Genomic DNA, 26,661 nt, shown 5'->3' with positions numbered 1-26,661 from the left:
CAACTCCCTACAGATTGGTGGAACCCCCGAAACAATTTACTGGCGCAGCGGCCCCCAGGCGGGGTCCGACCCGTCGAGCGGCGTCGGAATACGACGTTCGTTCACGCCGGTCAGGTCGACCATCCACACATCCGCCTTGCCCGACGCCCCTTGCGTCGAGCGCTGGAAGGTGATGACCCGGCCATTGGGCGACCAGCTCGGCCCCTCGTCCTGCCAGCTGTTGGTCAGCAGCTTTTCGCCGCCGCCCGACGGGTTCATGATGCCGATCCGGAACGCCCCGCCCAGCTTGGTGAAGGCGATCAGGTCGCCGCGCGGGCTCCAGACCGGGGTCGCATAGCGCCCGCCGCCAAAGCTGATCCGCTGCTGGTTCGAACCATCGGCATTCATGACATAGATCTGCTGCCCGCCGGACCGGTCGCTCTCGAACACGATCTTCGAACCATCGGGGGAATAGCTGCCGCCGGTATCGATCCCCGGCGCATTGGTCAGGCGTTGGGGTGCCCCACCTTGCGACGACACGCGGTAGATATCGGTATTGCCGCCCTGCGCCATCGAGAACAGGATCCAGCGGCCATCGGGCGAGAAGCGCGGCGCGAAGGTCGTCGCGGCATTCTGCACCACCAGACGCTGGCGCCCGGTGCCGATGTCATAGACATAGATGGCAGGCCGCTTGTCGATATAGGACATATAGACGATCGACTGCTGGTTCGGCGCGAAGCGCGGGGTCAGCACGATCGACTGGCCGTTGGTCAGGAAACGATGGTTCGCGCCGTCCTGGTCCATGATCGCCAGCCGCTTGATGCGACGCGCCTTGGGCCCGGTTTCCGAGACATAGGTGATGCGGCTGTCGAAATAGGGGCCTTCGCCGGTCAGCTTGGTATAGATGGTGTCGGCGCATTTGTGCGCCGCACGCCGCCAGTCGCCCGGCGACACGACAAAGCCCTGCCGCGCCAGCTCGCTCTTGGCCAGCACGTCATAGAGATAGCAGCCGACCGTCAGCGTCCCGTCGCCATTGGCGCGGACATAACCCTGGACCAGCGCCTGCGCGCCGGTGCCGTTCCAATAGTCGAAGGCGGGTGCGGTCACTTCCGGGAAGGACACGGTGCGCAGCTGCGCGGGCGGGATCGGCGTGAACAGCCCCGAATTGCGCAGGTCGTTGACGATGATCTCGGACAGCTTCTGCCCCACCACGTCGGTGGTGCCCGCCGGGGTCTGTACCACCGCGCTGGTCGGCATCGCCGGAACAGCGATCGGCATCGGCGCGGAGATACCGCCCTCGACATCGACGACCAGGCCTTCCTGACCATTGGCAGGCTGGGCGGCGGGCTGCTGCCCGGCGGCGGGAGCCGCCTGATCCTGGGTTGCGGGCGCGGGCACATCCTGTGCCCCCACGGCGCTGGCGGCCAGCGCCAGGGTGAGCGGAAGAGTCAGCAGGGAACGGGGCATAAGCATCATCCTCAACCCGGAAGTTTGTAGCGCAGCGTGATGTTCCGCCAGCCATTGGGAATGTCGTACAGTTCCTGCGGAAGCCCCCGCAGCGGCGAGCAGCCCTTGAACGTCGCGATCGCCAGCGCGTCGACGCGGTCGACATAGCGGTCATTCTCGCCGTCGACGCCGGTATGGCCGACGACGCGCGGTTCGGAGGCCAGGCTGCCGTCGCGGTTGATGTGCAGGTTGATCGCGACGCGGATCTTCTCCGCGCCCGGTCCCGGCGTCACCTGCCGATTGGCGCAGGGCTGGACCTGCCGCTGGATCGCGGAAGCGATATTGGCCAGCTGCTGCGCGCCCATCTTCGCCGCCGGGGCCGCTTCCGACTTGGAGGGCGACGGATCGGGCGACAGGCCCTTCAGGAAATTGTCGCCCAGACGCGATCCGCGCGGCTTGGCCGTGGTCGCCGTCTGGCTCTGGCCGCTGCCCCGCGCCGGGGTGGCGGGCTTGGCCGTGGAGGGCCTGGCCGCCGGACTGGGCTTGGCCGGAGCGGCGGGCGCGGGCTTGGCCTCGCGTACCGGCTTGGCCGGGGCGGGCTTGGCGGGCGCGGGCTTTGGTTTCGGCTGGGGCTGGGGCTTGGGCTGCGGCCGGGGCTTTTCCGCCGGTTTGGGCTGGGGCTTCGGCTGCGGCTTGGGTTCCGGGCGCGGCTGGGGCTTGGCCGGTTCGGGTTCGGGTTTGGGTTGCGGCTGAGGTTTCGGCTGCGGCGCCGGGGGCGGCGGGGCGGGTTGGGGCTCGGGTTCGGCCTCCACCGGCTCGGGCGGCGCGGCGCCCTCGGGCAGCCCTTCCTCGGGCGCGATCGACTGGGCGGCCTGCTCGTTGGGGTTGGGCGACGCGGCTTCCAGCGCGACATCCTTGACCAGCGAGATGTCGATCGGCGTGACCTTCAGCTTTTCCGGGTTCGGCGTCGACAGAAAGCCGACCGACAACAGGCCGAACAGGACGATATGCCCTGCGACCGCAATCGCCAGTCCGGTCCGTTCCCCACGCTCCATCAGCGGGTGCCCGCTCCCTGTGACGGTCCGCCCTCCACGGTGACCAGCGACACGCGGTTCAGCCCGGCGCGGTTCAGCTCGCCCATCACCCGCATCACCCGGCCATAATCCAGCGCCCGGTCGGCGCGCAGATAGACCTGCGGCACCTGTCCGTCCGGCCCCTTGCGTGCCGCGATGGCGTCCAGCCTGGCGGGCAGGTCGCCTTCGGTGATCTCGTCATCGTTCAGGAACATGCGGCCCTGTTCGTCGATCGCGATCTGTTCGGGCTTCTGCTCCTGGTCCAGCGCCTTGGCGCGGCTGTCGGGCAGGTTGACCGGCACGCCGCTGGTCAACAGCGGCGCGGTCACCATGAAGATGATCAGCAGCACCAGCATCACGTCGACCAGCGGCGTCACGTTGATGTCCGCCATCGGCGCACGGCGGCCCCGGCCGGAGCGGGAGGGAAGGTTCATGGCCATCGCCGCTACCCTTTCAACGCGCCTGGTCGAGCTGGCGGCTGAGCGTGGTGTGGAAGCCGTCGGCGAAGCGGTTCAGCGACGCCTCCACCCGGTTCACGCCGTGGCTGAAGCGGTTGTACGCGATCACCGCCGGGATGGCGGCGAACAGGCCGATCGCGGTGGCGAACAGCGCCTCCGAAATGCCCGGCGCCACGACCGCCAGCGAGGTGTTCTGCGCCTGTGCGATGCCGGTGAAGCTGCGCATGATGCCCCAGACGGTGCCGAACAGCCCCACGAACGGCGCGACCGAGCCGACCGTCGCCAGCACGTTCAACCGATCCGACAGCTTGTCGATCTCGCCCGCCACGGCCGATCCCATCGCGGTGGCCAGGCGCTCGCGCGTGCCGTCGCGGTCGATATGCCCGCCCGCGGTCGAGCGCCGCCATTCCTGCACGCCCGCTGAAAACACCCGCGCGGAGGGCAGTTCATTGTCCTGCTCCATCCGGTGAAAGGCGTCGATGTCCTCGGCCTTCCAGAAATCGCGCTCGAACCGGGTCATGCCCTTCTTCGTGCGCGCCAGCTTGCGCGAGAAGGCGACGATGATCGCCCAGGTCCAGATGCTGGCGAGCAGCAGGCCGATCATCACGAACTTCACCACCCAGTCGGCGTGGATGAACAGCGCGACGGGCGACAAACTGGCGGCATCCATGTTGAAGACGGGATTCATGGGTGTTGGGTGTCCCCTTGCCAGACAAGGCGTTGGTAGATGGCGATCCAGTCGGCGGGCTGCCGACGCGGGCGACCGTTCGGGCCGACCCACGCGACGGTCACGCGCGCATCAGTCAGCTTGACCGCCCCGCACCTGACTGTCTGATGAATGACGACGCGCACCGCACTGACCTCGATCAGTCGGGATGTGACGACCAGGTCGTCGTCGAGCCGCGCGGAGGCGGCATAGCGGATGGCGATGTCGGTGACGGCATAGGCGCCCTGCCCCGCCTCATGCGCGGCGCGCTGGTCGATCCCGGCGACCCGCAGCATGTCGGAGCGCGCACGCTCCATATAGCGCAGATAGTTGGCGTGATAGACCACGCCCGACAGGTCGGTATCCTCGAAATAGACGCGCACCGCAAAGCGATGCTCATGCCCCTCGAAGCGGCCGCCCTTCGGCTGGTCTTCTCCCGTCACCGTCATGGTGACTGCCCGTTAACCCATCCGTCCGGGCGAAGGAAGGCACTTGCGCGCGTGTTACCTACAGGTTACATGATACCTATAGGTTACAGGAGGCATGTCATGGGTCTTGTCGAGAAAGCCGAACGCACCAGCCTGTTTCGGGTGATCCTCTTCTATCTGTTGGCCTTGAGCCTGCTGGCCTCGACCATCCTGTCGATTGCCAATGGTCATGACCAATCCAACCGCCTCCTAGCCTGGTTCGCATTGATGGGGCTGACTGCGCTCAATCTCACCAGCGTCCCCTTTCTGTGGGGCCAACGTCGGCTCTCGGCGCTGATGAACGACGAAACGACCCGCGATCATCGCCGGTCGAGCCTGGCCACCGGTTTCTGGGCGATGCTTCTGGCGACGGCGGCGACCATCACGGTCTCGTTCTTTATCCCCCTAAGTGCCATCACCCTGGGAAGGATCGTCGTCACCGCCGGGCTGACGGCCGCGCTCATCGCCTTTTCGACGCTGGAGCTTCGCGCCAGCCGATGAACGAGACACTGGGCAACGATCTGAAGGCCGCCCGCGAGGCGGCGGGGCTGACCCAGGGCGCGCTCGCCGAGGCGATCGGGGTCAGCCGCAAGACGATCAACACGGTGGAGAACGGCGTCTTCCAGCCCTCGACCCTGCTCGCGCTCAAGCTGGCGCGAGCCCTAGGCCGACCGGTCGAATCGCTGTTCTGGATCGCGGACTGATCCGTGCTTACTGAATCGCGGCGGGATCGACCTTCAGCGACGGCGGATTGATGACCGGCGGGGTATAGGGCTTGGCGGCGGGCACCGGCTGGCTCGACAGGACCGGGCCGGTGGGCGCGGTGGCCGGGGCGACGGCGGGGGCCGCGCTGCTCGCGACGGTCAGCGGGGCGACGCCCTGCTGCACCGGCACCATCGTGCCCGCGCGCCAGGCGTCATAGGCGCGGAAGAAGGCGATGAAGGGCGCGTTGAGCTTTTCCAGCCGCTCGGCCGCCTTCATGTCGAACGCCGTGGTCGGGGCGGCGCTGATATCGGCCAGCACTTCGTCGGCGGCGGCGCAGAAGGTCTTGCGGACCGGCGTGATCGAGAAGAAATTGTAGAGCCGGGTCATCGCGTCGTCATAGCTGTCGCGCCAGTCGCCGCCCTGCGCCTGATACTCCGCCGAATAGCGCTTTTCCGCGGCCGCCAGTTCGATCCGCTGGACGGTCAGCATCGTGTTGTAGCGGGTGACGATCTGCCCCTCATCCGGCCCGCGACAGGCCAGCGCGGCGACGTTCAGCCCCGAGCGCAGGTGCCAGACGGTGGCGGCGCTGGTCAGCGAGCGGTTGGGCGTGGCGTAATTGCCGTCGGGCAGCAGGGCCGGGATTCGCATCCCCGGCGTGGCGCCGGCGGGCATCGGCGCACGGACATATTGCGGCGGGGCCGGGACCATGACCGGCGGCGGCGCGACCTTGGCGGTTTCGCGCGCGGCGCATCCCGCCAGCGACAGGCCGATCGCCACACCCGATACAATACGCAAACTCGCCATGACCCTGATCCTCGGAAAACCCCGCCCCCGGTTATGGGCGACGTCATGCCGAAACAAGGTTAACACGTCGTAACCTGTGCGATGAAACGAGGCGTATGTCAGGGGGTCGGAAGTCGTATCATTCCTCCCCTGCAAGGGGAGGAACAGGTTTACGCCGCGCGGGCGACCAGTGCGGCGGCGGCTTCGGTCATCAACTGCGCCAGGATGTCGGCGATCGGCTCTTCCTTCGTGACCATGCCGACCGACTGGCCCGCCATCACCGAGCCATGCTCGACATCGCCGTCGATCACCGCGCGGCGCAGCGCGCCCGCCCAGTAATGTTCGATCTGGAGCTGCGCCTCCATCATCGCGACCTTGCCCTCATCAAGTGCTTGGGCGACTTCGCGCTGCTTGGCGGTGAACAGCTCGCCGCCCGCATTCTTCAGCGCGCGGACCGGGATGACCGGCAGACGCGGGTCGATCTGCACGCTGGCCACCGCATCGCGGGCCGAGGCGCGGATGAACGCCTTCTTGAAATTGGGGTGCGCTATCGATTCGGTCGCACAGACGAAACGCGTGCCGAGCTGAACGCCCGCCGCGCCCATGTCGAGATAACCCGCGATCGCCTCGCCCCGGCCGATGCCACCCGCTACGAAGACCGGCACCTGATCCGCGATCTCCGGCAGCATCTCCTGCGCGAGTACGCTGGTCGACACCGGGCCGATATGGCCGCCCGCCTCCATACCCTCGATCACCAGCGCATCGACGCCCGAGCGGATCAGCTTCTTGGCCAGCGACAAGGCGGGCGCGAAGCAGATGACCTTGGCGCCCGTCTCCTTGATCGCCTCCAGCGCGCCCTTGGGCGGCAGGCCGCCGGCCAGCACGACATGGCCGACCTGGTGACGGCCGCACACGGCGATCAGGTCGAACAGCTGCGGGTGCATGGTGATCAGGTTCACGCCGAACGGGCGGCTGGTCATCGCCTTGGTCGCTGCGATCTCGGTATCGAGCAGCTCGGGAGTCATCGCGCCGCACGCGATCACGCCGAAGCCGCCCGCATTCGACATGGCGGAAACCAGGTTCCGCTCCGAGACCCAGGACATGGCCCCCGCCATGATCGCCATGTCGGCGCCCAGAAATTCCGCGCCGCGCGCCATGCGGGTGGCGAGACGCTGTTCGCCGGTGGTGGTGGTGAGGGTGTCGGTCATCGACGCTCCATGCCGTGGAGCGGGGCGAACGGCAAGATTTGGTTCACGCTATGCCGCGATGCCGCGAAGAAGATGGTTCGCGCAGAGGCGCAGAGGACGCAGAGATGTTTCGCGCGCGGCAGCGCGATCCTAACTGCTACGGCCCGTTATTGGATGACCTGAATAGCGGCTGGATACGCCACCTCCGCGCCCTCCGCGCCTCCGCGCGAACCAATCTTCTTGAAGAGGCTTCGCGTCTTCGCGGCTTCGCGTGCACGAAAGCCCCCTCCCCGAGCCGAACCCAGAGAGGGGGGAAGGCTTTAGGCCGCTTCGGCGTCCAGGCCATAGGCGGTGTGCAGCACGCGCACCGCCAGTTCGGTATAGTCTTCTTCGATCAGCACGCTGACCTTGATCTCCGAAGTCGTGATCGCAAGGATGTTGATCCCGCGCGCGCCCAGCGTCTGGAACATGGTCGAGGCCACGCCCGCATGGCTGCGCATGCCGACGCCCACAACCGAAATCTTGGCGACCCGCGTGTCGTGAACGAGGTTGCCGTACCCGATCTCGCCGCTCGCCTTTTCCAGCACGTCCAGGCTGCGTGCCAGGTCGGCCGAGGGCACGGTGAAGGTCACGTCGGTCGAGCCGGTCGAATGCGCGATATTCTGGACGATCATGTCCACATTGATCCCCGCATCGGCCAGCGGCGCGAAGATCGCGCCGACCGCGCCGGGGCGGTCGGGCACGGCGGTCAGGGTGATCTTGGCTTCGTTCTTGTCATGCGCGATGCCGGTGATGAGCTGGCGTTCCATATCGTCGATTTCCTCTTCGCCCACGATCAACGTGCCGCGATGTCCGTCTTCGTCCCGTGCGTCGTCGAACGAGCTGAGCACCCGCACGCGCACCTGTTCCTTCATCGCCAGGCCCACCGAGCGGGTCTGGAGCACCTTGGCGCCGACGCTGGCGAGTTCCAGCATCTCCTCATAGGTGACCTTCGACAGCTTGCGCGCGCGCGGCACGATGCGCGGGTCGGTCGTGTAGACGCCGTCGACATCGGTATAGATGTCGCACCGCTCCGCCTTCATCGCCGCCGCGACGGCGACCGCGCTGGTGTCCGATCCGCCGCGCCCCAGCGTCGTGACCCGGTTGCCCTCGGCCACGCCCTGGAAGCCGGGGATCACCGCGACGACGCCGCTGGCCAGGCTCTGGTCGAGCGCGGTGGTGTCGATCTCGCCGATTCGCGCTTTTGCGAACGCGGTGTCGGTATGGATCGGCAACTGCCAACCCAGCCACGAGCGGGCGGGGACGCCCATCGCCTGGAGCGTGATCGCCAGCAGGCCGCTGGTGATCTGTTCGCCCGCCGAGACGACGACGTCATATTCCTGGGGATCGTAAAGCGACGAGGCCTCGCGGCAGAAACCGACCAGCCGGTCGGTCTCCCCCGCCATTGCAGAGACGACGACCGCGACCTCATGGCCCGCCTCCACCTCGCGTTTGACCCGCGCCGCCACGTTGCGGATGCGCTCGATTCCGGCCATCGAGGTGCCGCCGAACTTCATCACGATACGGGCCATGCGGTTTTTGCCAATCTCCTTGGGGTAAAACGGCGGTCCTGATAGGTAGCCCCCATGACGAACGCAAGCCATTTGAACGATTCTACCATTATTGGGGCCGAAGCCGCACATTTCGGAAAGATGGCAGCGGATTGGTGGGACCCCAAGGGGTCGAGCGCGATGCTGCACCGACTCAACCCGCCTCGGCTGCGCTATATTCGCGAGCAGATCGATCTGCATTGGGATGCCGACGGACAGGGCTTCACGCCGCTTTCGGGCAAGCGGGCGCTGGATGTCGGGTGCGGCGCGGGGTTGTTGTGCGAGCCGCTGGCGCGACTCGGGGCCGAGGTGACGGGGCTCGACGCCGCCACCGAAAATGTCGCGGTCGCCGCCGCCCATGCCGCGCAATCGGGGTTGGACATCCACTATCGCGCGGGCAGCGTCGAGGGGCTGGCGGGCGAGACGTTCGACCTCGTCACCTCGCTGGAGGTGATCGAGCATGTCGCCGATCCGGCGCGATTCGTACGCGGGCTGGCCGATGCGCTGGCGCCGGGTGGCCTCATGATCCTGTCGACGCCGAACCGCACGCCGCTGTCGAAGCTGGCGCTGATCACGCTGGCCGAAGGGACGGGCGCGATCCCCAAGGGCACGCATGACTGGTCGAAGTTCCTGACGCCCGACGAGCTGACCGCGCTGCTGATCGACGCAGGACTGACGGTGCGCGACGTGCGGGGCCTGAGCTATTCGCCGACCAAGGGGTTCATGGTCAGCGACTCGACCGCGCTCGACTATTTCGTGACCGCGACGCGCTGAGGCCGCCATTCTCCCCTCCCCTTCAGGGGAGGGGTCGGGGGTGGGGCGCTTCCGCAAACGCACGGCCAGTGGCGACGCCCCACCCCAACCCCTCCCCTGAAGGGGAGGGGCTTGTTCGGATACCCCCATGCCATCTCTTGATCGCCCCACCCCCTCGGGGCACGACCGCCTCCTGATCCTGCTCGCCGTCGCGATCGTCGCTCGCGCGCTGACCTTCGGCAATCCGGTCGTCCATGTGGATGAGGAGTTCTACTTCTTCACCGGCCATTCGATGTGGCAGGGCGCATGGCCGTTCGTCGATGTGTGGGACCGCAAGCCGATCGGGCTGTTCCTGCTCTACGCCATACCCGCCGCCTTCGGCTTTCCGGCGGGTATCTGGGCCTATCAGGCGATGGCAATGGCCAGCGTCGTCGCGACCGGCTGGCTGATCGCGCGCATGGCCGAGCGGCTCGGCTGGGGCGCTGGCGCGACGGCGGCGGGGATCGCCTATATCCTCTGGCTGGACCTGCTCGGCGGACAGGGGGGCCAGGCGCCGGTCTTCTACAATCTGCTGATGATGGCAGCCGCTCGGGCGATCCTCGAATCGGATCGGCGAGGGCTGCGCAGCCTGGGCCTCGCCGCGATGGCGCTGGTCGGCCTTGTCCTGCAGATCAAATATTCGGCAGTGGTCGAGGGGATGGCCTTCGGCCTGTGGCTGCTGGTTGCCGAGCGGCGGCGGAGCCGATCGCCTGTTGCCCTGATCCTTTATGGCCTCGCACTGGTGGTCGTATCACTGTTGCCCACCGCGCTGGCGGCTGGCGTCTATGCCGCGATCGGGCAGTGGGACGCGTTCCTCTATGCCAATTTCCTGTCGATCTTTCACCGCAACCCCGATCCGCTGGCAGAACTGGCGGGCAATCTGGGGCAGATGGTCCTGATCCTGTCGCCCATCGTCACGCTGGCGGTGCTTGGATTGAAGCGAGCGGAGCACGATCGGGAACGGACTTTCCTCGCCGTCTGGCTGGGCGCCGCGATCATCGGGGTGCTGATATTCCGGCCTTGGTTCGATCATTACGGCCTGCCGATCCTACTCCCCGCCTGTACGGCGGCGGCCGCGATGCTGGGGCGGGAAGCTTGGCGGCGGCGCCATACCCCTGCCCTGCTGCTGACCGTCGCGCTGGCGGGGCAGATCGTGCTGCTGTCGTTGCGCCACGAACGCGGCGGCGCGACCGAGTTCGCCGCCCTGTCCCAGGCGGTCGGCAAGGGGCCGGGTTGCCTCTACGTCTATTCGGGCAGCACCATGCTCTATGTCGCGACTCAGCGCTGCGCCCTCTCGCGCTGGATCGTCCCCGCGCATCTCAGCCGCGCGCGCGAGGCCGGGGCGACCGGCGTCGACCAGGATAGCGAGATCGCCCACATCCTCTCGCAACACCCCGCCGTCGTCGTGATGCGCCCGCCCTATAATGGCGAACGGCCCGAGGCGCATGCCCGCGTCCTGGCGGCGATGGCCGATGGCTACCGACTGGCGGCGAAACTGCCGATGGGCAATGAGACGATCAGCGTCTATAAATCCACGCGATGAAACGCCTTCTCGCCTCGATCCATGACGTGTCCCCCCGGTTCGAGGGGGCGGTCGATGCGCTGTACGACCGGCTGTTGGGGCATCTGGGCGGCCCGCACCTCGCCATGCTGGTCATTCCCGACCATTGGAACAGCGCGCCGATCGCACCCGGCACGCCCTTTGCCACGCGGCTGCGCAACTGGGCGGACATGGGGATCGAGATGTTCGTCCATGGCTGGTCGCACAAGGACGACATGATCCACACCGACCAGAAGACCGCGCTGAAGGCCAAGCACATGACCGCGGGCGAAGGTGAGTTCGTCGGCTTGGACCGCGCCGAGGCGCTGCGCCGGATGCAACGCGGCACCGCGCTGATCGAGGATATCATCGGCCGCCGCGCGACCGGCTTCATCGCCCCCGCCTGGCTCTATTCGGACGAGGCGCGCCTGGCCCTGGGGGATGCGGGTTTCGGGCTGGCGGAGGATCATTTCCGCGTCTGGACGCCGACCGACGGCAAGATCGTCGCGCGCGGCCCCGTCGTCACCTGGGCCAGCCGTTCGCGCGGGCGGCAGTTGAGCTCGCTCGCCGCCGCCGCGGTGCTGCGTTACGGCCTGCGCCCGACCCCGGTCGCGCGCGTCGCGGTGCATCCGGGCGACAATGGCGTGCCTGCGCTGCTCGACAGCATCGACAAGACCTATGCGCGCCTCGCCCGTACCCATCGGCCGTCGCGCTACGCGGACCTGCTCGCCGCCTGAATCAGCGCGTGGCCAGCGTATGGAGGTAGCGATGCCGCGCCTCCGACCCCCGCGGGTATTGCGCGAGCGCCTTCTGCTCGTTCGTGGTCAGCGTGAACTTGCGATAGCCCTTGCCCGTCAGGCACTGTTCGACGTCGCCGACCTGAATCGCCTGGAGCAGGCGCTTCTGCCGATCCGGCTGCGTGCGACGAACGGACAGCATCCAGTCGTCACCGCCATCGGCGGGGCTGGGGAAATTCATCAGGCGATCCACCGTCTCGAACCCCCGAATGAACCGCTTCGCCGGTTCATCCTGCGATACGTCACGGAAATAGCCGATCTTGGCACATTCGATCGAATCGGTGCGATACTGGTCGAAGGTGACGCCGGGTTTTCCCCAGCTTTCGATCGGGGGACGGTCGGCCGCCTGTGCGGCGCCCGAGGACGCCAGCATGATGCCCATCACGACTGCGAAGCCACGACTCATCGACCGTCTCCCATGACATTTTTGTCATGATGACAGACGCACGGGCAGTGCGAAAGCTCCGTTCCGGCTTAGGCGACGGCCTGCAACTGCTCGCCCTGGTCGAGCAATAGCTGATAGCGCGCGATCAGCGCCTCGGCATGATCGCGGTCGCTGAACACCTTGCCCGCCGCCACGCGCGCGGCGTTGCGCAGCACGCGCTGGTCGCGCGCCAGCAGCCGCTCGATCGCCTCGGCACAGGCCGCCCCGTCGCGCGCGCGGAAGGTCTCGGCGAACAGCGGGTTCGCCACCTCGGCACAGCCGCCATAATCGGGCACGACCAGCGGAAGGCCGGAGGCCAGCGCTTCGGACGCCACCAGCCCGAACGTTTCGGTCTCGCAGCCATGGACCAGCGCGTCGCAGCTCGCCATGATCCGGGCCAGGCGCGGGCGGTCATAGACCGGGCGGAACAGGCGGATATGGGGGCTGCCCGCGATCCGCTTCTCCAGCGTCCGGCTGGCGACGCCGCCGCCGATCAGGATCAGGCCGACCGGCCGGGTCGAGGCCACGCGCTCCACCGCGTCGATGACCATCGGCCAGCGCTTTTCGGGATGATGCCGCCCCAGCCCCAGCAGCAGATGCGCGTCCTCGGGCAGCGCGCACTGCGCCAGCAGCGCGGCGCGCAGCCGTTCGTCGCGGTGGTCGGGCGAGAAGAAATGCCGCTCGATGCCCAGCGGGATGCCCTCGTCCACCCGCACGCCGCGCTTGCCCAGCCGCTTCACCAGCGCCGGGCCGTTGGACAGCACCAGGTCGTAATGGTCGAGGAAACGGTTCATGTAGCGGCTGTACCAGCTGAACCAGTCCTCCACCCGCTCCTGCGCGACCAGACCGTCCAGCCAGCGGACCGGATAGGTGCCGACATTGTCATTGTGCATGAAGAAGACCTTCTTCGCGCGCCCCTGCCAGCTGGCGACGAACCAGGCGGGCTTGGCGGGCGAAGAGACCTCCACGATGTCGGGGTCCAGCTCGTCGAGCAGCTGGCAGACCGGCGCAGAGTCCCAGAACATCCCGTAATTGGTGTCCAGGATCAGGCGCGGCGCCTTCACATAGATGATCTTGCCGCCGCCGGGGCGCTCCTCGACCCGGTCCTCGGTGCCCGGCGCGAGCACGATCAGCTCATGGCCCATCTCGGCCAGGATCGACATCTTGCGGTCGATATAGGTCCGCACGCCCCCGCCGGTGGGGGAGTAGAATTCGTTGACGTCGACGATGCGCATCGTCTGTTCCTTACTCCACCGGACCGAAGCCGCCCAGCCCACGCAGATATTGGGCACGGATGGTCGTCGTCGCCACCCCGTTGGGCACGTCGATCAGCGCGGAGGCGAGCGGCGGCTTGCGGCGGCCGAGCTTCGTATTGGCCGGGAAGCCGGCGCCGTCGCTCCAGAAATTGAACTTGTTCTTGCCGTCGCGGTCATGGGTGAACAGCAGGGCATAGCGGCCGGGATGCGGCACGCGGATGCACAGCGCGATCGCGCCGCTTGCCGGGGTCGGCACCTGGACGCGGCGGAAGGTCTTGCCCGCGCGGACCAGCACGCCGTCGTCCTGGAGGAAATCCTCCTCGTTCGCGGGATAGAGTTCCAGCTTCAGATTGCCCTTGCGGTCCTTCAGCCCCTCGATCCGCGCCAGGATGGCCGGACCGCCGCCGCTCGTGCAGGCCGCCGCATCGCTGCCCAGCACCTGCGCGCCCGCCGCCTGCGGCATCATCGCCAGGCCGATCGTCGCCGCCATCATCATCTTCATCACGCGAATCATGCGCGTACCTTCCGAACCAGTGCCGCCACACCGAACCCCGCGATCAACACGACATGGACCAGCAGGGTCAGCGCCGCGGTGAAGGCGATCAGTTCGCTCAGTTCCTGATCCTGCCCGATCAACAGGATCGCGAAATTGGCGAAAAGAAGGTCCTTGTTGGGCACCAGCGGCAGGCGCGAGACGAGGAGCCGCGCCGCCGACAGGAACAGCCACATGCCCAGCGACACGCTCGGCATGCCGTAATGCCACGCCAGTGCGACCAGCAGCGAATTGGCGATCAGGCGGGTGCAGTGGACCATGAAGACCCACCAGAGCGTCTTGCGATCCAGCGAGAAGACCCGCCGCGAAAAGATCAGGAAGGGCAGCGAGGTCGCCATGACGATCGCGATCGATCCCCAGACCAGCCGCAGCTGCTCCGGCGTCAGCAGCTCGCGCCCGACCGGCAGGGCCAGGCCGATCATGAGGAGGGTGATCGCATTGCCCGCAATGGCGGACAGAATGCCGACATCCTTGACCGCGCCGAAGGGGGCGGCGACCATCTTCGCATTCGCGCGCGCCCAGGCATAGAAATAGGCCTCGCCCGAATAGCTGAACGCCACCTCGTTCGCGATCCGCTTGCGGATCAGCGCGGCCATGCCGCTGATCGGGATGCCCCACAGCCGCCGGAAGATGATATAATCGCCGATCGGCAGCGCCATGTAGAGGCCGACAAAGACGATGTAGAAGAGCGGGTTGGTCGGCACCGAATGGCTGAGGCCGACCAGACCGCGCCCCAGCAGTTCCTGCCCCAGCCCGACGATCATGGCGAGCGTCAGCACGCCGCCGATAATGGCGGGCCAACGGCTCTTGACCGTCTTCAACGGCTCCAGCGCGGCCATGTCGCGCGCTACCGGACCGCTCGCACCACCGGCGCCCTGGACCGCTCCGGGTGCCGAGCCGCCAGGCAGGGCCTGTTGCGGGGTCATGGGATCATCTCGTTCATTCTGCACGTTATGGAGATTCCTCGGCGGCGTTCGCCGGTGGCGCCCGCTAACCTCAACACTGCTTTCTCGCACCTGAATAAGAATTCATCCTCTGTCGCGCGATTGTGTCCACCTTAGGGCTGAAACTGACATAATTCAGCGACAAGCGGCGATTAGCGCTCCCATTATCGACCCGCCCCATCTCCCCGGAGCCTATGCCCGCCGATCATATCCTGACCTATGCCCTGGCCATGCGCGGCGGTGTCGAAGCCGCGCTGGGACGGATGCTGCCGGGCTGGCTGAACCGGGGACGGCGCGTCACGCTGATCCTGGGCGACCAGGACGGCCAGTTCCAGGGCGGCGTGCCGAGGGGCGTCGAGACGGTGACGCTGGGGCACCAACGCTATGGCGGGTTGTGCCGCGCGCTGCCTGCGCTGATCGAGGGGGCGCGGCCCGATATCGTCTTCTGTCCGGGCAATCACTATACCGCCATGGCCGCGTGGACGCGGGCGCGGCTGGCCGGGTCCTGCCCGCCGATCGTCGCCAAGATGTCCAATGCGGTCGATCGCGGCGACCAGCCCGCGCTGATCGCCTGGGGCCAGCGGCAATGGCTGGCAGGGCACCGGCTGTTCCTGGACGCCCTGGTCGCGATGACCCCGGCTACCGCGCGCGAGGCGCAAGCCGCCACCGGGCTGTCGGTCGCGGTCATTCCCAATCCACCGACATTGCTCGATCCCCTGGCGGTTCCGCGCGCCACGACGCCGGACCGCCACATCCTGGGCGTCGGGCGACTGGAGCCGCAGAAGCGCTGGGACCGGCTGATCACCGCGATGACCCATCTGCCCGACGATATCGGCCTGACCATATTGGGCGAGGGCAGCCTGCGCCCCGCCCTGACCGCGCAGATCGAGATACTGGGCCTGTCGCACCGGGTCTCGCTGCCCGGCCACAGCGTCAACGCGCCTGCCGCGATGGCGGCGGCGCAGGTCGTCGCCCTGCCCTCCGACTATGAAGGCGTGCCCGGCGTGCTGCGCGAGGCGCTGGCGGTCGGCACCCCCGTGGTCAGCACCGACTCGAGTTCGGCGGTGCATGAGATCGTGTCCGATCGCTCGCTGGGCACCATCGTCCCGCGCGAGGATCTGGGCGCTTTGGTCGCGGCGCTGCGCCACTGGCTCGATCCCGTGGCACCGCGTCCCGAACCCGTGCCGCAACCCGGGCAGGATTCGGCCGAGCGTTATCTGGCGCTGTTCGACTCGATCGTCGCGGCCCGTGCCCGCCAGACTTTGGGCGAAACGGGGCCGCTGGAACCCGCGCTGGTCTGACAAAGCGGCCGGGGGTCTACCAGGCTGATCGGCATTCATCCCATTCCTTCCCTGCAAGGGGAGGTGGCAGGCCAAAGGCCTGACGGAGGGGTGTCCCGTTGGAAGAGGCCGGTCAATGATCGCCACCGGTGACACCCCTCCACCATCCTACGGATGGTCCCCCTCCCCTTGCAGGGGAGGAATGTCGATCGGTCTCAGATATCGGCCTCGGCGCGCGCCGTGTCCTTGTCCTGTTCCGCCTCGCGCTCCGAGCGGCGCTGGAGCGCGGACTTGGCCATGGCGGTCATCGGATCGGCCAGCGCCAGCCCGAGAATACCGAACAGCGCGCTCGCCATGATCTGGGTCGACAGGGTCAGCGCGGGCGGCAGGTCGACGGTGCGCTTGGCGACCATCGGCACCACGACATAGCCGTCGAAGGTCTGCACGATCAGATAGGTGCCGATCGCCCAGAAGCCCGCATCGCTACCGGCCGAAAAGCCGACCGCGATCATCAGCGTGCCGGTGATGATCGCCCCGATATTGGGGATGAAGGCCAGGATGCCCGCGATGATCCCCAGCAGCAGCGCCATCGGCACGCCGCCGATCATCAACGCGATGCCGGTCAGCACCCCCTCCACCGCCATGCCCAGCAGGCGCCCGGCGAGCAGGCGGCGCAGCGTGAACATGACGCGGCCTTGCGTGATCGCGAATTCGGCGCGGGCGGCACGGGGCACGAACCATTGCAGGCCGCGCGCATAACCTTCGGGGTCCATCGCCAGGAACAGGCCGATGATCAGGATCATGAACATCGTCGTGACCGCACCCACGGCGGTGCCGACCCAGGAGGTCAGCTTGCCGATCGACCCCACCGATTGTTTCAGCAGGCCGTTGATATCCGACGTGCCGGGCATCAGCCCCTGCGAGGCCAGCCAGCCGGTCACCTTGCCCGCCTGCGTCTCCAGCGTGGAGCGAAGCTGGGTTACCTGCTGCGTCATCTCGACGCCGGTCAGATAGAAGGTGCCGAGCAGGAAGACGACCACCGCCAGCACGACGATCAGCAACCGCCAGCCGCGCCCGATCGGCAACACCCGGCCGAGCAGCCGCACGCCGCCGTCGAGCAGCGTGGCAAAGACCAGCCCGGCGAAGATCACCAGCAACGGCTGGACCAGCAGCACCGTCACCGCCATCGCGGCGATCAGCCCCAGCCAGATCGCCGCGCGGGTCAGCTCCCGCCGGACAAAGCCTTCCCGGAACTCGATCGGCGCCGGGCGGTCGGTCAGCGGGGCCTGGTCGCTCATGGCGTGGCGCCGTCGCCGGTCTTGACGGTGGTCGGGTGCAGCGACAGGCCCGCCCGGCCCGACCGCAGCGAGGTCCACCAGGTGACGGGGTTCAGCGTCGTGTCGCCGTCCAGGCTGAAGGTCACGAACTCGGCCCGGCCGCCGATATTCTCATAGGGCACCGCCCCGCCCAGCCCCAGCTCGGCCAGCGAGAAGCGGCTGTCGGCCGAACGGTCGCGATTGTCGCCCATCAGGAAGACATGATCGGCCGGGATGGTGATGGCGGGATAATTGTCGCCCGGGCTCCACCCCATTTCGACCGTGTCGTAACGGCGGCCATTGGGCAGCGTCTCGGTCACGATCGGCAGGTGGCAGACCCATTGGCCGTTCGCGGTGCGGACGCGCGCCTGATCGCCATAATCGGTGCACGGGCTGTTCGTATCGATGGGGATGTCGATATAATGGATCGGCCCGCGCTGCACCGGCTTGCCGTTCAGGATCACCGTGCCGTCGCGCACCGCCAGCGTATCGCCCGGCAGGCCGATCACCCGCTTGATATAGTCGTTATGCGTGCCCGGCGGGGTCACGATCACGACGTCGCCGCGCTTGGGCAGCGAGCCGAAGACCCGGCCATGGATGAAGGGCAGCTGATAGCTCCAGCTCGCCTCGGGCTGGCGCAGCACCACCGACTTGAAGATCGCGACCGGGTTGGGAATGGTCGGCGAGATATAGGACCAGCCATAGGCGAACTTGCTGACGACCAGCCGGTCGCCGACGCGCAGGCCCGGCAGCATCGATTCGGAGGGGATGTAGAAGGGCTTGGCGATGAAGCTGTGGAAGCCCAGCACGATCAGCAGCAGCCAGAACAGCCCCTTGACCTCGGCCCACCAGTCGGTGCCCTTCTTCTTGGCGGGCGGCGTCTGCGCAGGTGGCGGCGGCGCGCTCACCGTCGGGTCGGCGGGTGAGCCTGGGTTCGTGTCCAACACCGCGTCCTTCATGCGGAAACTTCCGGTCGTGCCTCGATCACGACAAAGGCCTGCGCCCAAGGGTGATCGTCGGTCATGGTCAAGTGGATATGGGCGACGTGGCCCTCCGGCGTCATCGCGTCAAGCCGTTCGCGCGCGCCGCCGGTCAAAGAGAGGGTCGGCGCGCCGCCGGGCAGGTTGACGACGCCGATGTCGCGCATGAACACACCCTGCGAGAAACCCGTGCCGACCGCCTTGGAAAAGGCCTCCTTGGCGGCGAAGCGCTTGGCGTAGGTGCCCGCGCGGGTGAAGGGGCGTTTGGCCGCCTTGGCCTGCTCGATATCGGTGAAACAGCGCGCCTCGAACCGGCCGCCATGCCGATCCAGCGCGGCCTGAATCCGCTCGATGTTACAGAGGTCGGAGCCGAGACCGATGATCATAAAATCCTCCCCGGTACGGGGAGGGGGACCAGCCGCAGGCTGGTGGAGGGGGATCGCCCCAAAGGACTCGCGAGGTGGAGAACCCCCTCCACCACCGCTGCGCGGCGGTCCCCCTCCCCGTGCCGGGGAGGATTCACCGGGCCAGGTCCATCGCGGCGCGCATCTTGCGCACGACTTCGGGCAGGCCGACGAACACCGCATCCGCAATCAGGAAATGCCCGATGTTCAATTCCCGCACCTGCGGAATCGCCGCGATGGGCGCGACATTGTCATAGGTCAGGCCGTGCCCGGCATGAACCTCGATCCCGTTCTTTGCCGCCAGCGCCGCCGCGTCCGACAGGCGGCGCAGCTCCACGCTGCGCGCCTCGCGGTCCAGCTCGGCATAACGGCCGGTATGCAGCTCGACCACCGGCACACGCAGATGCAGCGCCGCCTCGATCTGGCGTGGGTCGGGTTCGATGAATAGCGAGACCCGGATTCCCGCCTCGCCCAGCTTCGCCACCATGGGCGCCAGCCATTCGCGCTGCCCGGCGGCGTCGAGGCCGCCTTCGGTCGTCCGCTCCTCGCGCTTTTCCGGCACGATGCAGGCGGCGTGCGGGCGATGCTTTAGCGCGATGGCCAGCATTTCCTCGGTCGCCGCCATCTCCAGGTTGAGCGGCACGGTGAGTTCCGCCGACAGCCGCGCGATGTCGTCGTCGGTGATGTGCCGCCGGTCCTCGCGCAGATGCGCGGTGATGCCGTCCGCGCCCGCCTGCGCCGCGATCAGCGCCGCCTTGACCGGATCGGGATAGCCCGCGCCGCGCGCGTTCCGCACGGTCGCGACATGGTCGATATTGACGCCCAGGCGTAAGTGCTCGGTCATGCCGCCGCGCGGCTCCCCGGCTTGATCGCGGGGATCGCGGCCAGTTCGGGCGGCAGATCGTCGGGGCTGTAGCTCGGCACGTCCAGCCGGATCAGCGGGAAGAAAGGCACGCCCAGATCGGCGGCGCCGTTCGAGCGGTCGACCAGCGAGGCGGCGGCAATCGTCTCGCCCCCCTCGCGCGCGATGGCGGCGATCGCCTCGCGGCTGGACAGGCCGGTCGTGACCACGTCTTCCATCATCAGCACCTTCTGCCCCGGCTCCAGGCGGAAGCCGCGGCGCAGGTGGAAGGTTCCCTCGGGCCGCTCCAGGAACATGCCCGGCACGCCCAGCGCACGCGCCATTTCATGGCCGACGATGACGCCGCCCATGGCGGGGGCGACCACCGCGCTGATCTGCGCCTTGATGTCGGCCGGGATCTTGGCGGCCACCGCCTCGCACAGACGGGCGGCGCGGGCCGGGTCCATCAGGACGCGCGCGCATTGCAGATAGCGCGGGCTGCGCAGCCCCGAGGAGAGGATGAAATGCCCTTCGAGCAGCGCCTCGGCGGCACGGAACTCGGCAAGGACGTCTTCATCGGTCATGGGGGCAACTCCGGCATCGGTCAGATGACCCGGCCTCATAGGATCGCCCTGCCCCCCGCGCAATCTGGCATGTGCGCTCAAGGGTTGAGGGGGCGAAGTCCCGTGCTATAGTCACTCTAACAAGAACGACATGAGGCCCCGCCCCAGGACCGTCGGACGACCGATGGACGGGTGAGGGAGATGGGAGACGAGAGCGGGATGAGCGAGGTCAAGCGCATGTCCGGACCCCGGAGGATGAGGATGCCCAAACGCATGAAGGCGCTCGCGATCGCCGCCGGGATGGGATGCGCCGCGCTGTCGGGTGTCGCCTTCGCGACTCCGGCCGCGCCCCCTGCGACCCAGACCGCCGCCCCCGCGCCGCAGGCCGCCGCCGAGGGGGCGGGCGTCTCCAACACCGCGCCGACCAGCGCCGCGGCCCCCGCCACCGCCGCGCCGACCAGCCCGTTGCTGGCGCAGGACGGTGCGCCCGCGATGACGATCGATCCCAATGTCGGCCTGCCGATCGACGGCCGTTTCGGCCTCCAGCCGCAGGTGACAAAGAACGGCGAGTTCGCGCACTGGATGCACAACGACGTGCTGGTGCCGGTCATCACCGCGATCTGCGTGCTCGTCCTGCTGCTGCTCGCCTGGGTCGTGTTCCGCTATCGCCGCGCCGCCAATCCGGTGCCGTCCAAGACCAGCCACAACACGCTGGTCGAGGTGTTGTGGACGCTGGGGCCGGTCGTGGTCCTCGTCCTGATCGCCATCCCGTCGATCGGCCTGCTCCAGGCGCAGTTCAAGCCCGCGCCCGCCGGTGCCGTCACGCTGAAGGCGATCGGCAACCAATGGTACTGGACCTATCAGTATCCGGATCATGGCGGGATCGAGATCACCGCCAACATGCTGAAGGAAAAGGATCAGGTCGCGCCGGGCGAGCGTGCGCGCACCGATGCCGACGGCCCCCGCCTGCTGGCGGTGGACAATCGCATCGTCCTGCCCGTCGGCGTGCCGATCCGCCTGATCACCACCTCCAACGACGTCATCCACAGCTGGGCGATCCCGGCCTTCTGGATGAAGCTGGACGCGGTGCCCGGCCGGTTGAACGAGACGAGCTTCACCATCGAGAAGCCGGGCCTGTATTTCGGCCAGTGTTCGGAACTGTGCGGCGCACGCCATGCCTTCATGCCGATCGCGGTGCAGGCGGTGCCCCCGGCGCAGTTCGCCGCCTGGGTCGCGGCCAAGGGCGGCAAGATGCCGGGTTCGGTCGCGCCGTCGGCGGCGGTCATCCCGCAGCCGGGTGCCGAGGGTTCGAAGGTCGAAGCCACCCAGGCCGATGCGGCCGAGGCGGTCACCGGTCCGGCCGACAACATGGCCACCCCCGCCCAGTCCCCTTCTTCCGCGCAGGGCGCCACCGGAAATCCGGCCGGCCCCGGCAACGCTGGACAATAAGCCATGACCGACACCGCACTTCACCCCGGATCGGCATTCGTCGGTCATGAGGATCATCACCACGCGCACCATGACGCCGACCACAAGCCCGGCTTCTTCGCGCGCTGGTTCCTGTCGACCAACCACAAGGATATCGGTACCCTCTATCTGATCTTCGCCATCGTGGCGGGGATCATCGGCGGCGGCATCTCCGGCCTGATGCGGGCCGAGCTGCGCGAGCCGGGCATCCAGTATCTGGGTATCTGGGCGGGGATGCTCCACGGCGGCGCGCAGAGCCTCGACCAGTCGCTCCACCTGTGGAACGTGCTGATCACCGCGCACGGCCTGATCATGGTGTTCTTCATGGTCATGCCCGCGATGATCGGCGGGTTCGGCAACTGGTTCGTGCCGATCATGATCGGCGCGCCCGACATGGCCTTCCCGCGCATGAACAACGTGTCCTTCTGGCTGCTGATCCCGGCCTTCACCCTGCTGCTCGCCTCGCCCTTCTTCGGGTCGGGCGCGGGGGTCGGCTGGACCGCCTATGCCCCGCTATCGACCTTCGGCGAGCCGGGTCCGTCGGTCGACATGGCGATCCTGTCGCTCCACCTGGCGGGCGCCTCGTCGATCCTGGGGGCGATCAACTTCATCACCACCATCTTCAACATGCGCGCGCCGGGCATGACGCTGCACAAGATGCCGCTGTTCGTCTGGTCGGTGCTGGTCACCGCCTTCCTGCTGCTGCTGTCGCTGCCGGTGCTGGCCGCCGCGATCACCATGCTGCTGACCGATCGCAACTTCGGCACGACCTTCTTCGACCCCGCCGGGGGCGGCGATCCGATCCTGTACCAGCATCTCTTCTGGTTCTTCGGCCACCCCGAAGTGTACATCATGATCCTGCCGGGCTTCGGCATCGTCAGCCAGATCATCGCGACCTTCAGCCGCAAGCCCGTCTTCGGCTATCTCGGCATGGCATACGCCATGGTCGCGATCGGCGTGGTCGGCTTCGTCGTGTGGGCACACCACATGTTCGCCACCGGCCTGTCGGTGAACACCAAGATGTACTTCACCGCCGCGACGATGATCATCGCGGTGCCGACCGGCATCAAGATCTTCTCGTGGATCGCGACCATGTGGGGCGGATCGCTGTCGTTCAAGACGCCGATGGTCTGGGCAATCGGCTTCATCTTCATGTTCACGGTCGGCGGCGTGACCGGCGTCGTGCTGGCGAATGGCGGCATCGACGATTACATGCACGACACCTATTATGTCGTGGCGCACTTCCACTACGTCCTGTCGCTGGGCGCCGTGTTCGCGCTGTTCGCGGGCTTCTATTACTGGTTCCCCAAGATGTCGGGGAAGATGTATAGCGAGCTGCTCGGCCAGCTGCATTTCTGGGTGTTCTTCGCGGGCGTGAACCTGTTGTTCTTCCCGATGCACTTCCTGGGGTTGCAGGGCATGCCGCGCCGCTATCCGGACTATCCGGACGCCTTCGCGCTGTGGAACAACGTTGCGACCCACGGCTATGAGATCATGGCCGCGGGCATGGCGATCTTCTTCATCAACCTGATCTGGTCGCTGATCGCGGGCAAGCCCGCGGGCGACAATCCCTGGGGCGAAGGCGCGACGACGCTGGAATGGACGTTGTCCAGCCCGCCGCCCTATCACCAGTTCGAGACGCTGCCGCGCATCGACTGATCCCGGCCACCCCATCCGGAAGGGGCCTCGGAGCTTTGCTCCGGGGCCTTTTTCATTGCGGTTTCGCAATGTCATGCGATCGGCTCGGCTTATCGCGATATGCGACGAAGCGTGGAACCTTTTCACGGTTTGTTATCCAACTTCGCGGCATTTTCGGCGGGTCCGCAGACAGGCGGGCCTAGCGGGATTTCGACACATGACGGGGTGGGACGAGCGGGACGCGTCGCCGATGGCGGCCACCGCCACCGACGGGACGGCCGCGCCTGCGATACCGGGCGAGACGATCGGCGTCCTGGCGCGGGCGGGAAAGGGCAGCGCGCTGTTGCCGCTGGTCGCGCTGGCCGCGTGCGGCGGCGGCGGTGGCACGGGCGGGGGCACGACGAGCGCCACACCCGCCGGCAATGCCGGTACGCCGACCGATACATCCAGCTCCACCCCGATCGTCGTCGTCACCGCGCCGCCCACCGCCACCGAGGCCAGCCGCTTCCTGGCGCAGGCGACGATGGGCGCCACCCGTAGCACCATCGATGCCGTCGTCTCGCGCGGTTATGACGGCTGGCTGACCGACCAGTTCGCCCTGCCCCGCGCCACGAGCCACTGGGACTGGCTGACCGCGAACGGCTTCGACTCGGCCAAGATGAATTCGATCAACGGCTTCGACCCGTCCATGTGGCGGCAGATGATCGTCGAACCCGACCAGTTGCGCCAGCGGGTCGGCATGGCGCTGCTCGACATCCTGGTCGTCGGCATCGACCAGTCCAGCGATACGTGGCGCGCCTATGCGATGGGGGCCTATGTCGATCTTCTGCTCGACAACGCCTTCGGCAATTACCGCGACCTGCTGGGCGCGGTGACGACCAGCTATGCGATGGGTAATTTCCTGACCTATCTCTACAATCGCAAGGCCAACCCGACCACCGGCACCCAGCCCGACGAGAATTACGCACGCGAGCTGATGCAGCTGTTCACGCTGGGCGTCAGCCAGTTGAACATGGACGGCACGCCCAAGCTGAACGGCGGCCAGACGATCGACACCTATGGCCAGGCCGATGTGACCGGGCTGGCGCGCGTCTTCACCGGGCTGGTCCCGACCAGCACCGACAGCAACACCCCCGCCCGCCTGCGCCAGCCGCTGGTCATGAACGCCTCGCTCAACGAAACCGGCGCCTCGACCTTTCTGGGCACCACGGTCAGCGGCGGCGGCATGGCCGCGATCTCGGCCGCGCTGGATACGATCCTCGCCCATCCCAATGTGCCGCCCTTCATTGCGAAACAGCTGATCCAGCGGCTGGTGACCAGCAACCCCTCGCCCGGCTATGTCACCCGCGTCGCCACCAAGTTCGCCGATAACGGTCAGGGCGTGCGCGGCGACATGAAGGCGGTGATCCGCGCCATCCTGCTCGACAGCGAGGCACGCAACGTGCCGACCGCCGCCACCGCGGGCAAGCTGCGCGAACCCGTGCTGCGCCTGACCGGCTGGGCACGGGCGTTCAAGGCGACCTCGCCCTCCAACGCCTGGCTGATCGGCGACACCACCAATCCGGCGAACCGGCTGGGCCAGGCCAAGGGGCACAGCCCCTCGGTCTTCAATTTCTATCGTCCCGGCTATACCCCGCCCGGCACCAACCTGGCGAGCAGCGGCCTGGTCGCGCCCGAGTTCCAGATCACCAACGAACAGAGCGTCGTCGGTTATGTGAACTTCATGTACGGCCTGATCGCCAACGGCATCGGCGACGTGAAGGCCGATTACACCGACATCCTGACGCTGGCCGCCGACAGCAAGGCGCTGCTCGACGAGGTCAATCTGGTCCTCGCCGCCGGGCAATTGTCCGCCGCCACCCTGGCCTCGATCCGCGCGGCGGTGGACAGCGTGTCCGCCACCGCCGCCAATGGCCCGATCAACCGCGTCGGCATCGCGATCCTGCTGACGATGGCCTCCCCCGATTACCTGACCCTGCGGTGATGAGCATGATGCAAGATCAGTCCAGACGCGCCTTCCTGAAGCGCAGCGCGCTGCTCGGCCTGGCCGGGACCGCCACCCCCTTCGTCTCCAGCCTGGCCGCGATCGGCGAGGCCGCCGCCGCCACCGCGTCCGACTATAAGGCGCTGGTGTGCGTGTTCCTCTATGGCGGCAACGACTATGCCAACACGCTGGTGCCGTATGACGAGGGCAGCTTTGCCGCCTATCGCGCGGCGCGCGCCAATATCGGCTATCAGCGCGACGTGCTGGCGGGGACCGTGCTGAACCCGACGGTCGCCCTGCCCGATGGCCGCGCCTATGCGCTGTCGCCGAGCATGCCGGAGATGAGCCAGTTGTTCGCCGCCGGAAAGATGGCGGTCGCGCTGAACGTCGGCACACTGGTCGAACCGACGACCAAGAGCCAGTATCAGCGCCGCACCGTGCAACTGCCGCCCAAGCTGTTCAGCCACAATGATCAGCAGAGCTTCTTCCAGGCGTCCAGCCCGGAGGGTGCGGGCAGCGGCTGGGGCGGGCGGATCGGCGACGTGTTCCAGAACGGCAACGGCAATGCCGCGCTGACCTGCATCAACACCAGCGGCAATGCGGTGTACCTGACCGGGCGCAACGCCATCCAATATTCGGTCGGCACCGGCGGCCCGATCGCCCTGCTGAACAGCAGCCGCACACTGTATGGATCGTCGACCGCGCTCGACACGCTGCGCGCGCTGATGACGACCGAGACCGGCCTTGCGATGGCCAACGAACATGCGCGGATCAGCAAGCGGTCGCTCGACATCCAGGCCCAGTTGAGCAGCGCGCTGGCCGGGGCGCCCGCCACCAGTTTCCCGCTCTTCCCCTCGAACAACACGCTTGCCGACCAGCTGAAGATGGTCGCGCGGATGATCGCGGTGAACCAGACGCTGGGGCTGAAGCGGCAGGTGTTCTTCGTGTCGATGGGCGGGTTCGACCTGCACGACAATCTGGTCGCGCAGCATCCGGGGCTGCTCGCCAAGATCTCCTCGGCGATGAAGGCCTTTTACGACACCACCGCCGCGATGGGCGTCGCCAATCAGGTGACCAGCTTCACCGCGTCGGACTTCGGCCGCACGCTCCAGTCGAACGATGACGGGTCGGACCATGGCTGGGGCGGCATGCACTTCATCGTCGGCGGCGCGGTGAAGGGTCAGCGTTTCTATGGCAAGGCACCGATCGTCGGCACCAACACCAATGACGATGTCGGTCAGGGCCGCCTGATCCCCACCATGTCGGTCGACCAATATGCCGCGACCCTGGCCAGCTGGTTCGGGATCGATTCCGGCGGCTTGCGGACCGTGTTGCCCAATATCGGCAACTACGACTCCTCGACCTGGAATCAGGGGTTCATGGGATAGGCTGAGCGCCTTGTGATAATATAACATATTGATTTGAGGCAATTCTCCGATCATCGCCAATCGGAAAACTTAACCCTCGGATCGTCTGGCACCGAACCGCG

The 26,661-nt window shown here is 67.3% G+C and carries 27 protein-coding genes; 10 read left to right on the top strand and 17 right to left on the bottom strand.

Annotated elements, in window-relative coordinates:
- Positions 1–36: 36 nt before the first annotated feature.
- From tolB to ACQR50_RS00605, 5 genes are read right to left on the bottom strand one after another with little or no spacing between them, the layout of a single operon-like run.
- Positions 37–1,446 (bottom strand): Tol-Pal system beta propeller repeat protein TolB, encoded by a 1,410-nt coding sequence (gene tolB, locus ACQR50_RS00625; protein WP_083706726.1) that lies wholly within the window; start codon positions 1,444–1,446, stop codon positions 37–39.
- An 11-nt stretch (positions 1,447–1,457) separates the two neighbouring features.
- Positions 1,458–2,480: a cell envelope biogenesis protein TolA gene (locus tag ACQR50_RS00620; protein WP_428969412.1), complete on the bottom strand. Its 1,023-nt coding sequence runs from the start codon at positions 2,478–2,480 to the stop codon at positions 1,458–1,460.
- Complete coding sequence (gene tolR / locus ACQR50_RS00615; RefSeq protein WP_056438561.1) at positions 2,480–2,938, bottom strand: protein TolR; 459 nt, start codon at positions 2,936–2,938, stop codon at positions 2,480–2,482. Before tolR ends, ACQR50_RS00620 begins: the two co-directional genes overlap by 1 nt.
- Before the next feature lie 13 nt (positions 2,939–2,951).
- The gene (gene tolQ, locus ACQR50_RS00610) at positions 2,952–3,644 is read right to left on the bottom strand and encodes a protein TolQ (RefSeq protein ID WP_056438563.1); all 693 of its coding nucleotides are present in this window, start codon (positions 3,642–3,644) and stop codon (positions 2,952–2,954) included.
- On the bottom strand, positions 3,641–4,111 hold the full coding sequence (locus tag ACQR50_RS00605) for a YbgC/FadM family acyl-CoA thioesterase (RefSeq protein WP_428969411.1): 471 nt from the start codon (positions 4,109–4,111) through the stop codon (positions 3,641–3,643). Before ACQR50_RS00605 ends, tolQ begins: the two co-directional genes overlap by 4 nt.
- Positions 4,112–4,210: 99 nt before the next feature.
- Between ACQR50_RS00605 and ACQR50_RS00600 the strand changes: the two genes are divergently transcribed.
- Entirely contained in the window at positions 4,211–4,630 is a 420-nt protein-coding gene (locus tag ACQR50_RS00600) for a hypothetical protein (RefSeq protein WP_428969410.1), read from the top strand.
- On the top strand, positions 4,627–4,833 hold the full coding sequence (locus ACQR50_RS00595; RefSeq protein ID WP_347092356.1) for a helix-turn-helix transcriptional regulator: 207 nt from the start codon (positions 4,627–4,629) through the stop codon (positions 4,831–4,833). Before ACQR50_RS00600 ends, ACQR50_RS00595 begins: the two co-directional genes overlap by 4 nt.
- Positions 4,834–4,840: 7 nt before the next feature.
- Here the strand turns inward: ACQR50_RS00595 and ACQR50_RS00590 are convergent, their stop codons facing one another.
- The 3 genes from ACQR50_RS00590 to ACQR50_RS00580 form a co-directional block, all read right to left on the bottom strand.
- Complete coding sequence (locus ACQR50_RS00590; RefSeq protein ID WP_428969409.1) at positions 4,841–5,638, bottom strand: hypothetical protein; 798 nt, start codon at positions 5,636–5,638, stop codon at positions 4,841–4,843.
- A 149-nt stretch (positions 5,639–5,787) separates the two neighbouring features.
- A complete protein-coding gene (locus tag ACQR50_RS00585; protein ID WP_428970747.1) occupies positions 5,788–6,774 on the bottom strand; it encodes an NAD(P)H-dependent flavin oxidoreductase in 987 nt (328 codons plus the stop codon).
- A gap of 350 nt (positions 6,775–7,124) precedes the next feature.
- Positions 7,125–8,375, bottom strand: coding sequence for an aspartate kinase (locus ACQR50_RS00580; protein ID WP_061781029.1), 1,251 nt, complete (start codon positions 8,373–8,375; stop codon positions 7,125–7,127).
- A gap of 120 nt (positions 8,376–8,495) precedes the next feature.
- Here ACQR50_RS00580 and ubiG point away from each other — a divergent pair, with 120 nt between their 5' ends.
- The 3 genes from ubiG to ACQR50_RS00565 all read left to right on the top strand — a co-directional run bounded on the left by ubiG (position 8,496) and on the right by ACQR50_RS00565 (position 11,462).
- Positions 8,496–9,167 carry a bifunctional 2-polyprenyl-6-hydroxyphenol methylase/3-demethylubiquinol 3-O-methyltransferase UbiG gene (gene ubiG, locus ACQR50_RS00575; RefSeq protein ID WP_428969408.1) on the top strand — a complete coding sequence of 224 codons (672 nt, stop codon included), beginning with the start codon at positions 8,496–8,498 and terminating at the stop codon, positions 9,165–9,167.
- 127 nt (positions 9,168–9,294) lie between these two features.
- Positions 9,295–10,728: an ArnT family glycosyltransferase gene (locus ACQR50_RS00570; RefSeq protein ID WP_428969407.1), complete on the top strand. Its 1,434-nt coding sequence runs from the start codon at positions 9,295–9,297 to the stop codon at positions 10,726–10,728.
- Entirely contained in the window at positions 10,725–11,462 is a 738-nt protein-coding gene (locus tag ACQR50_RS00565) for a DUF2334 domain-containing protein (RefSeq protein ID WP_428969406.1), read from the top strand. Before ACQR50_RS00570 ends, ACQR50_RS00565 begins: the two co-directional genes overlap by 4 nt.
- A gap of 1 nt (position 11,463) precedes the next feature.
- Here ACQR50_RS00565 and ACQR50_RS00560 read toward each other — a convergent pair whose 3' ends face one another.
- The 4 genes from ACQR50_RS00560 to ACQR50_RS00545 form a co-directional block, all read right to left on the bottom strand.
- Complete coding sequence (locus ACQR50_RS00560) at positions 11,464–11,928, bottom strand: hypothetical protein (RefSeq protein ID WP_428969405.1); 465 nt, start codon at positions 11,926–11,928, stop codon at positions 11,464–11,466.
- Positions 11,929–11,996: 68 nt separating this feature from the next.
- The gene (locus ACQR50_RS00555; protein WP_428969404.1) at positions 11,997–13,181 is read right to left on the bottom strand and encodes a glycosyltransferase; all 1,185 of its coding nucleotides are present in this window, start codon (positions 13,179–13,181) and stop codon (positions 11,997–11,999) included.
- A gap of 10 nt (positions 13,182–13,191) precedes the next feature.
- Complete coding sequence (locus ACQR50_RS00550; RefSeq protein WP_428969403.1) at positions 13,192–13,716, bottom strand: DUF2141 domain-containing protein; 525 nt, start codon at positions 13,714–13,716, stop codon at positions 13,192–13,194.
- Complete coding sequence (locus ACQR50_RS00545) at positions 13,713–14,681, bottom strand: hypothetical protein (protein ID WP_428969402.1); 969 nt, start codon at positions 14,679–14,681, stop codon at positions 13,713–13,715. The genes ACQR50_RS00550 and ACQR50_RS00545 overlap by 4 nt, the downstream gene beginning before the upstream one ends.
- Before the next feature lie 212 nt (positions 14,682–14,893).
- Between ACQR50_RS00545 and ACQR50_RS00540 the strand changes: the two genes are divergently transcribed.
- Complete coding sequence (locus ACQR50_RS00540) at positions 14,894–16,000, top strand: glycosyltransferase (RefSeq protein ID WP_428969401.1); 1,107 nt, start codon at positions 14,894–14,896, stop codon at positions 15,998–16,000.
- A 194-nt stretch (positions 16,001–16,194) separates the two neighbouring features.
- On the opposite strand, the gene ACQR50_RS00535 is transcribed toward ACQR50_RS00540, so the two are convergent.
- The 5 genes from ACQR50_RS00535 to pyrE form a co-directional block, all read right to left on the bottom strand.
- Complete coding sequence (locus ACQR50_RS00535) at positions 16,195–17,277, bottom strand: AI-2E family transporter (protein WP_428969400.1); 1,083 nt, start codon at positions 17,275–17,277, stop codon at positions 16,195–16,197.
- Positions 17,274–18,254, bottom strand: a complete 981-nt coding sequence (gene lepB, locus ACQR50_RS00530) for a signal peptidase I (protein WP_428969399.1) — start codon at positions 18,252–18,254, stop codon at positions 17,274–17,276. Before lepB ends, ACQR50_RS00535 begins: the two co-directional genes overlap by 4 nt.
- Entirely contained in the window at positions 18,251–18,661 is a 411-nt protein-coding gene (acpS, locus tag ACQR50_RS00525) for a holo-ACP synthase (protein ID WP_056438608.1), read from the bottom strand. The genes lepB and acpS overlap by 4 nt, the downstream gene beginning before the upstream one ends.
- Positions 18,662–18,794: 133 nt before the next feature.
- Positions 18,795–19,523: a pyridoxine 5'-phosphate synthase gene (locus ACQR50_RS00520; RefSeq protein WP_428969398.1), complete on the bottom strand. Its 729-nt coding sequence runs from the start codon at positions 19,521–19,523 to the stop codon at positions 18,795–18,797.
- Positions 19,520–20,104, bottom strand: coding sequence for an orotate phosphoribosyltransferase (pyrE, locus tag ACQR50_RS00515; RefSeq protein ID WP_056438614.1), 585 nt, complete (start codon positions 20,102–20,104; stop codon positions 19,520–19,522). Before pyrE ends, ACQR50_RS00520 begins: the two co-directional genes overlap by 4 nt.
- 252 nt (positions 20,105–20,356) lie before the next feature.
- Here pyrE and coxB point away from each other — a divergent pair, with 252 nt between their 5' ends.
- The 4 genes from coxB to ACQR50_RS00495 all read left to right on the top strand — a co-directional run bounded on the left by coxB (position 20,357) and on the right by ACQR50_RS00495 (position 26,560).
- On the top strand, positions 20,357–21,532 hold the full coding sequence (gene coxB / locus ACQR50_RS00510) for a cytochrome c oxidase subunit II (protein ID WP_428969397.1): 1,176 nt from the start codon (positions 20,357–20,359) through the stop codon (positions 21,530–21,532).
- Positions 21,533–21,535: 3 nt separating this feature from the next.
- Positions 21,536–23,209, top strand: a complete 1,674-nt coding sequence (gene ctaD, locus ACQR50_RS00505; protein WP_428969396.1) for a cytochrome c oxidase subunit I — start codon at positions 21,536–21,538, stop codon at positions 23,207–23,209.
- A 196-nt stretch (positions 23,210–23,405) separates the two neighbouring features.
- The gene (locus ACQR50_RS00500; protein WP_428969395.1) at positions 23,406–25,172 is read left to right on the top strand and encodes a DUF1800 domain-containing protein; all 1,767 of its coding nucleotides are present in this window, start codon (positions 23,406–23,408) and stop codon (positions 25,170–25,172) included.
- Positions 25,172–26,560 (top strand): DUF1501 domain-containing protein, encoded by a 1,389-nt coding sequence (locus ACQR50_RS00495; RefSeq protein WP_428969394.1) that lies wholly within the window; start codon positions 25,172–25,174, stop codon positions 26,558–26,560. The genes ACQR50_RS00500 and ACQR50_RS00495 overlap by 1 nt, the downstream gene beginning before the upstream one ends.
- The last annotated feature ends 101 nt before the right edge of the window (positions 26,561–26,661 follow it).

The sequence above is a fragment of the Sphingomonas sp. Xoc002 genome, from assembly GCF_050408055.1.
Taxonomy (GTDB): domain Bacteria; phylum Pseudomonadota; class Alphaproteobacteria; order Sphingomonadales; family Sphingomonadaceae; genus Sphingomonas; species Sphingomonas yabuuchiae.
This window is presented reverse-complemented; position numbering and strand designations above follow the sequence as displayed.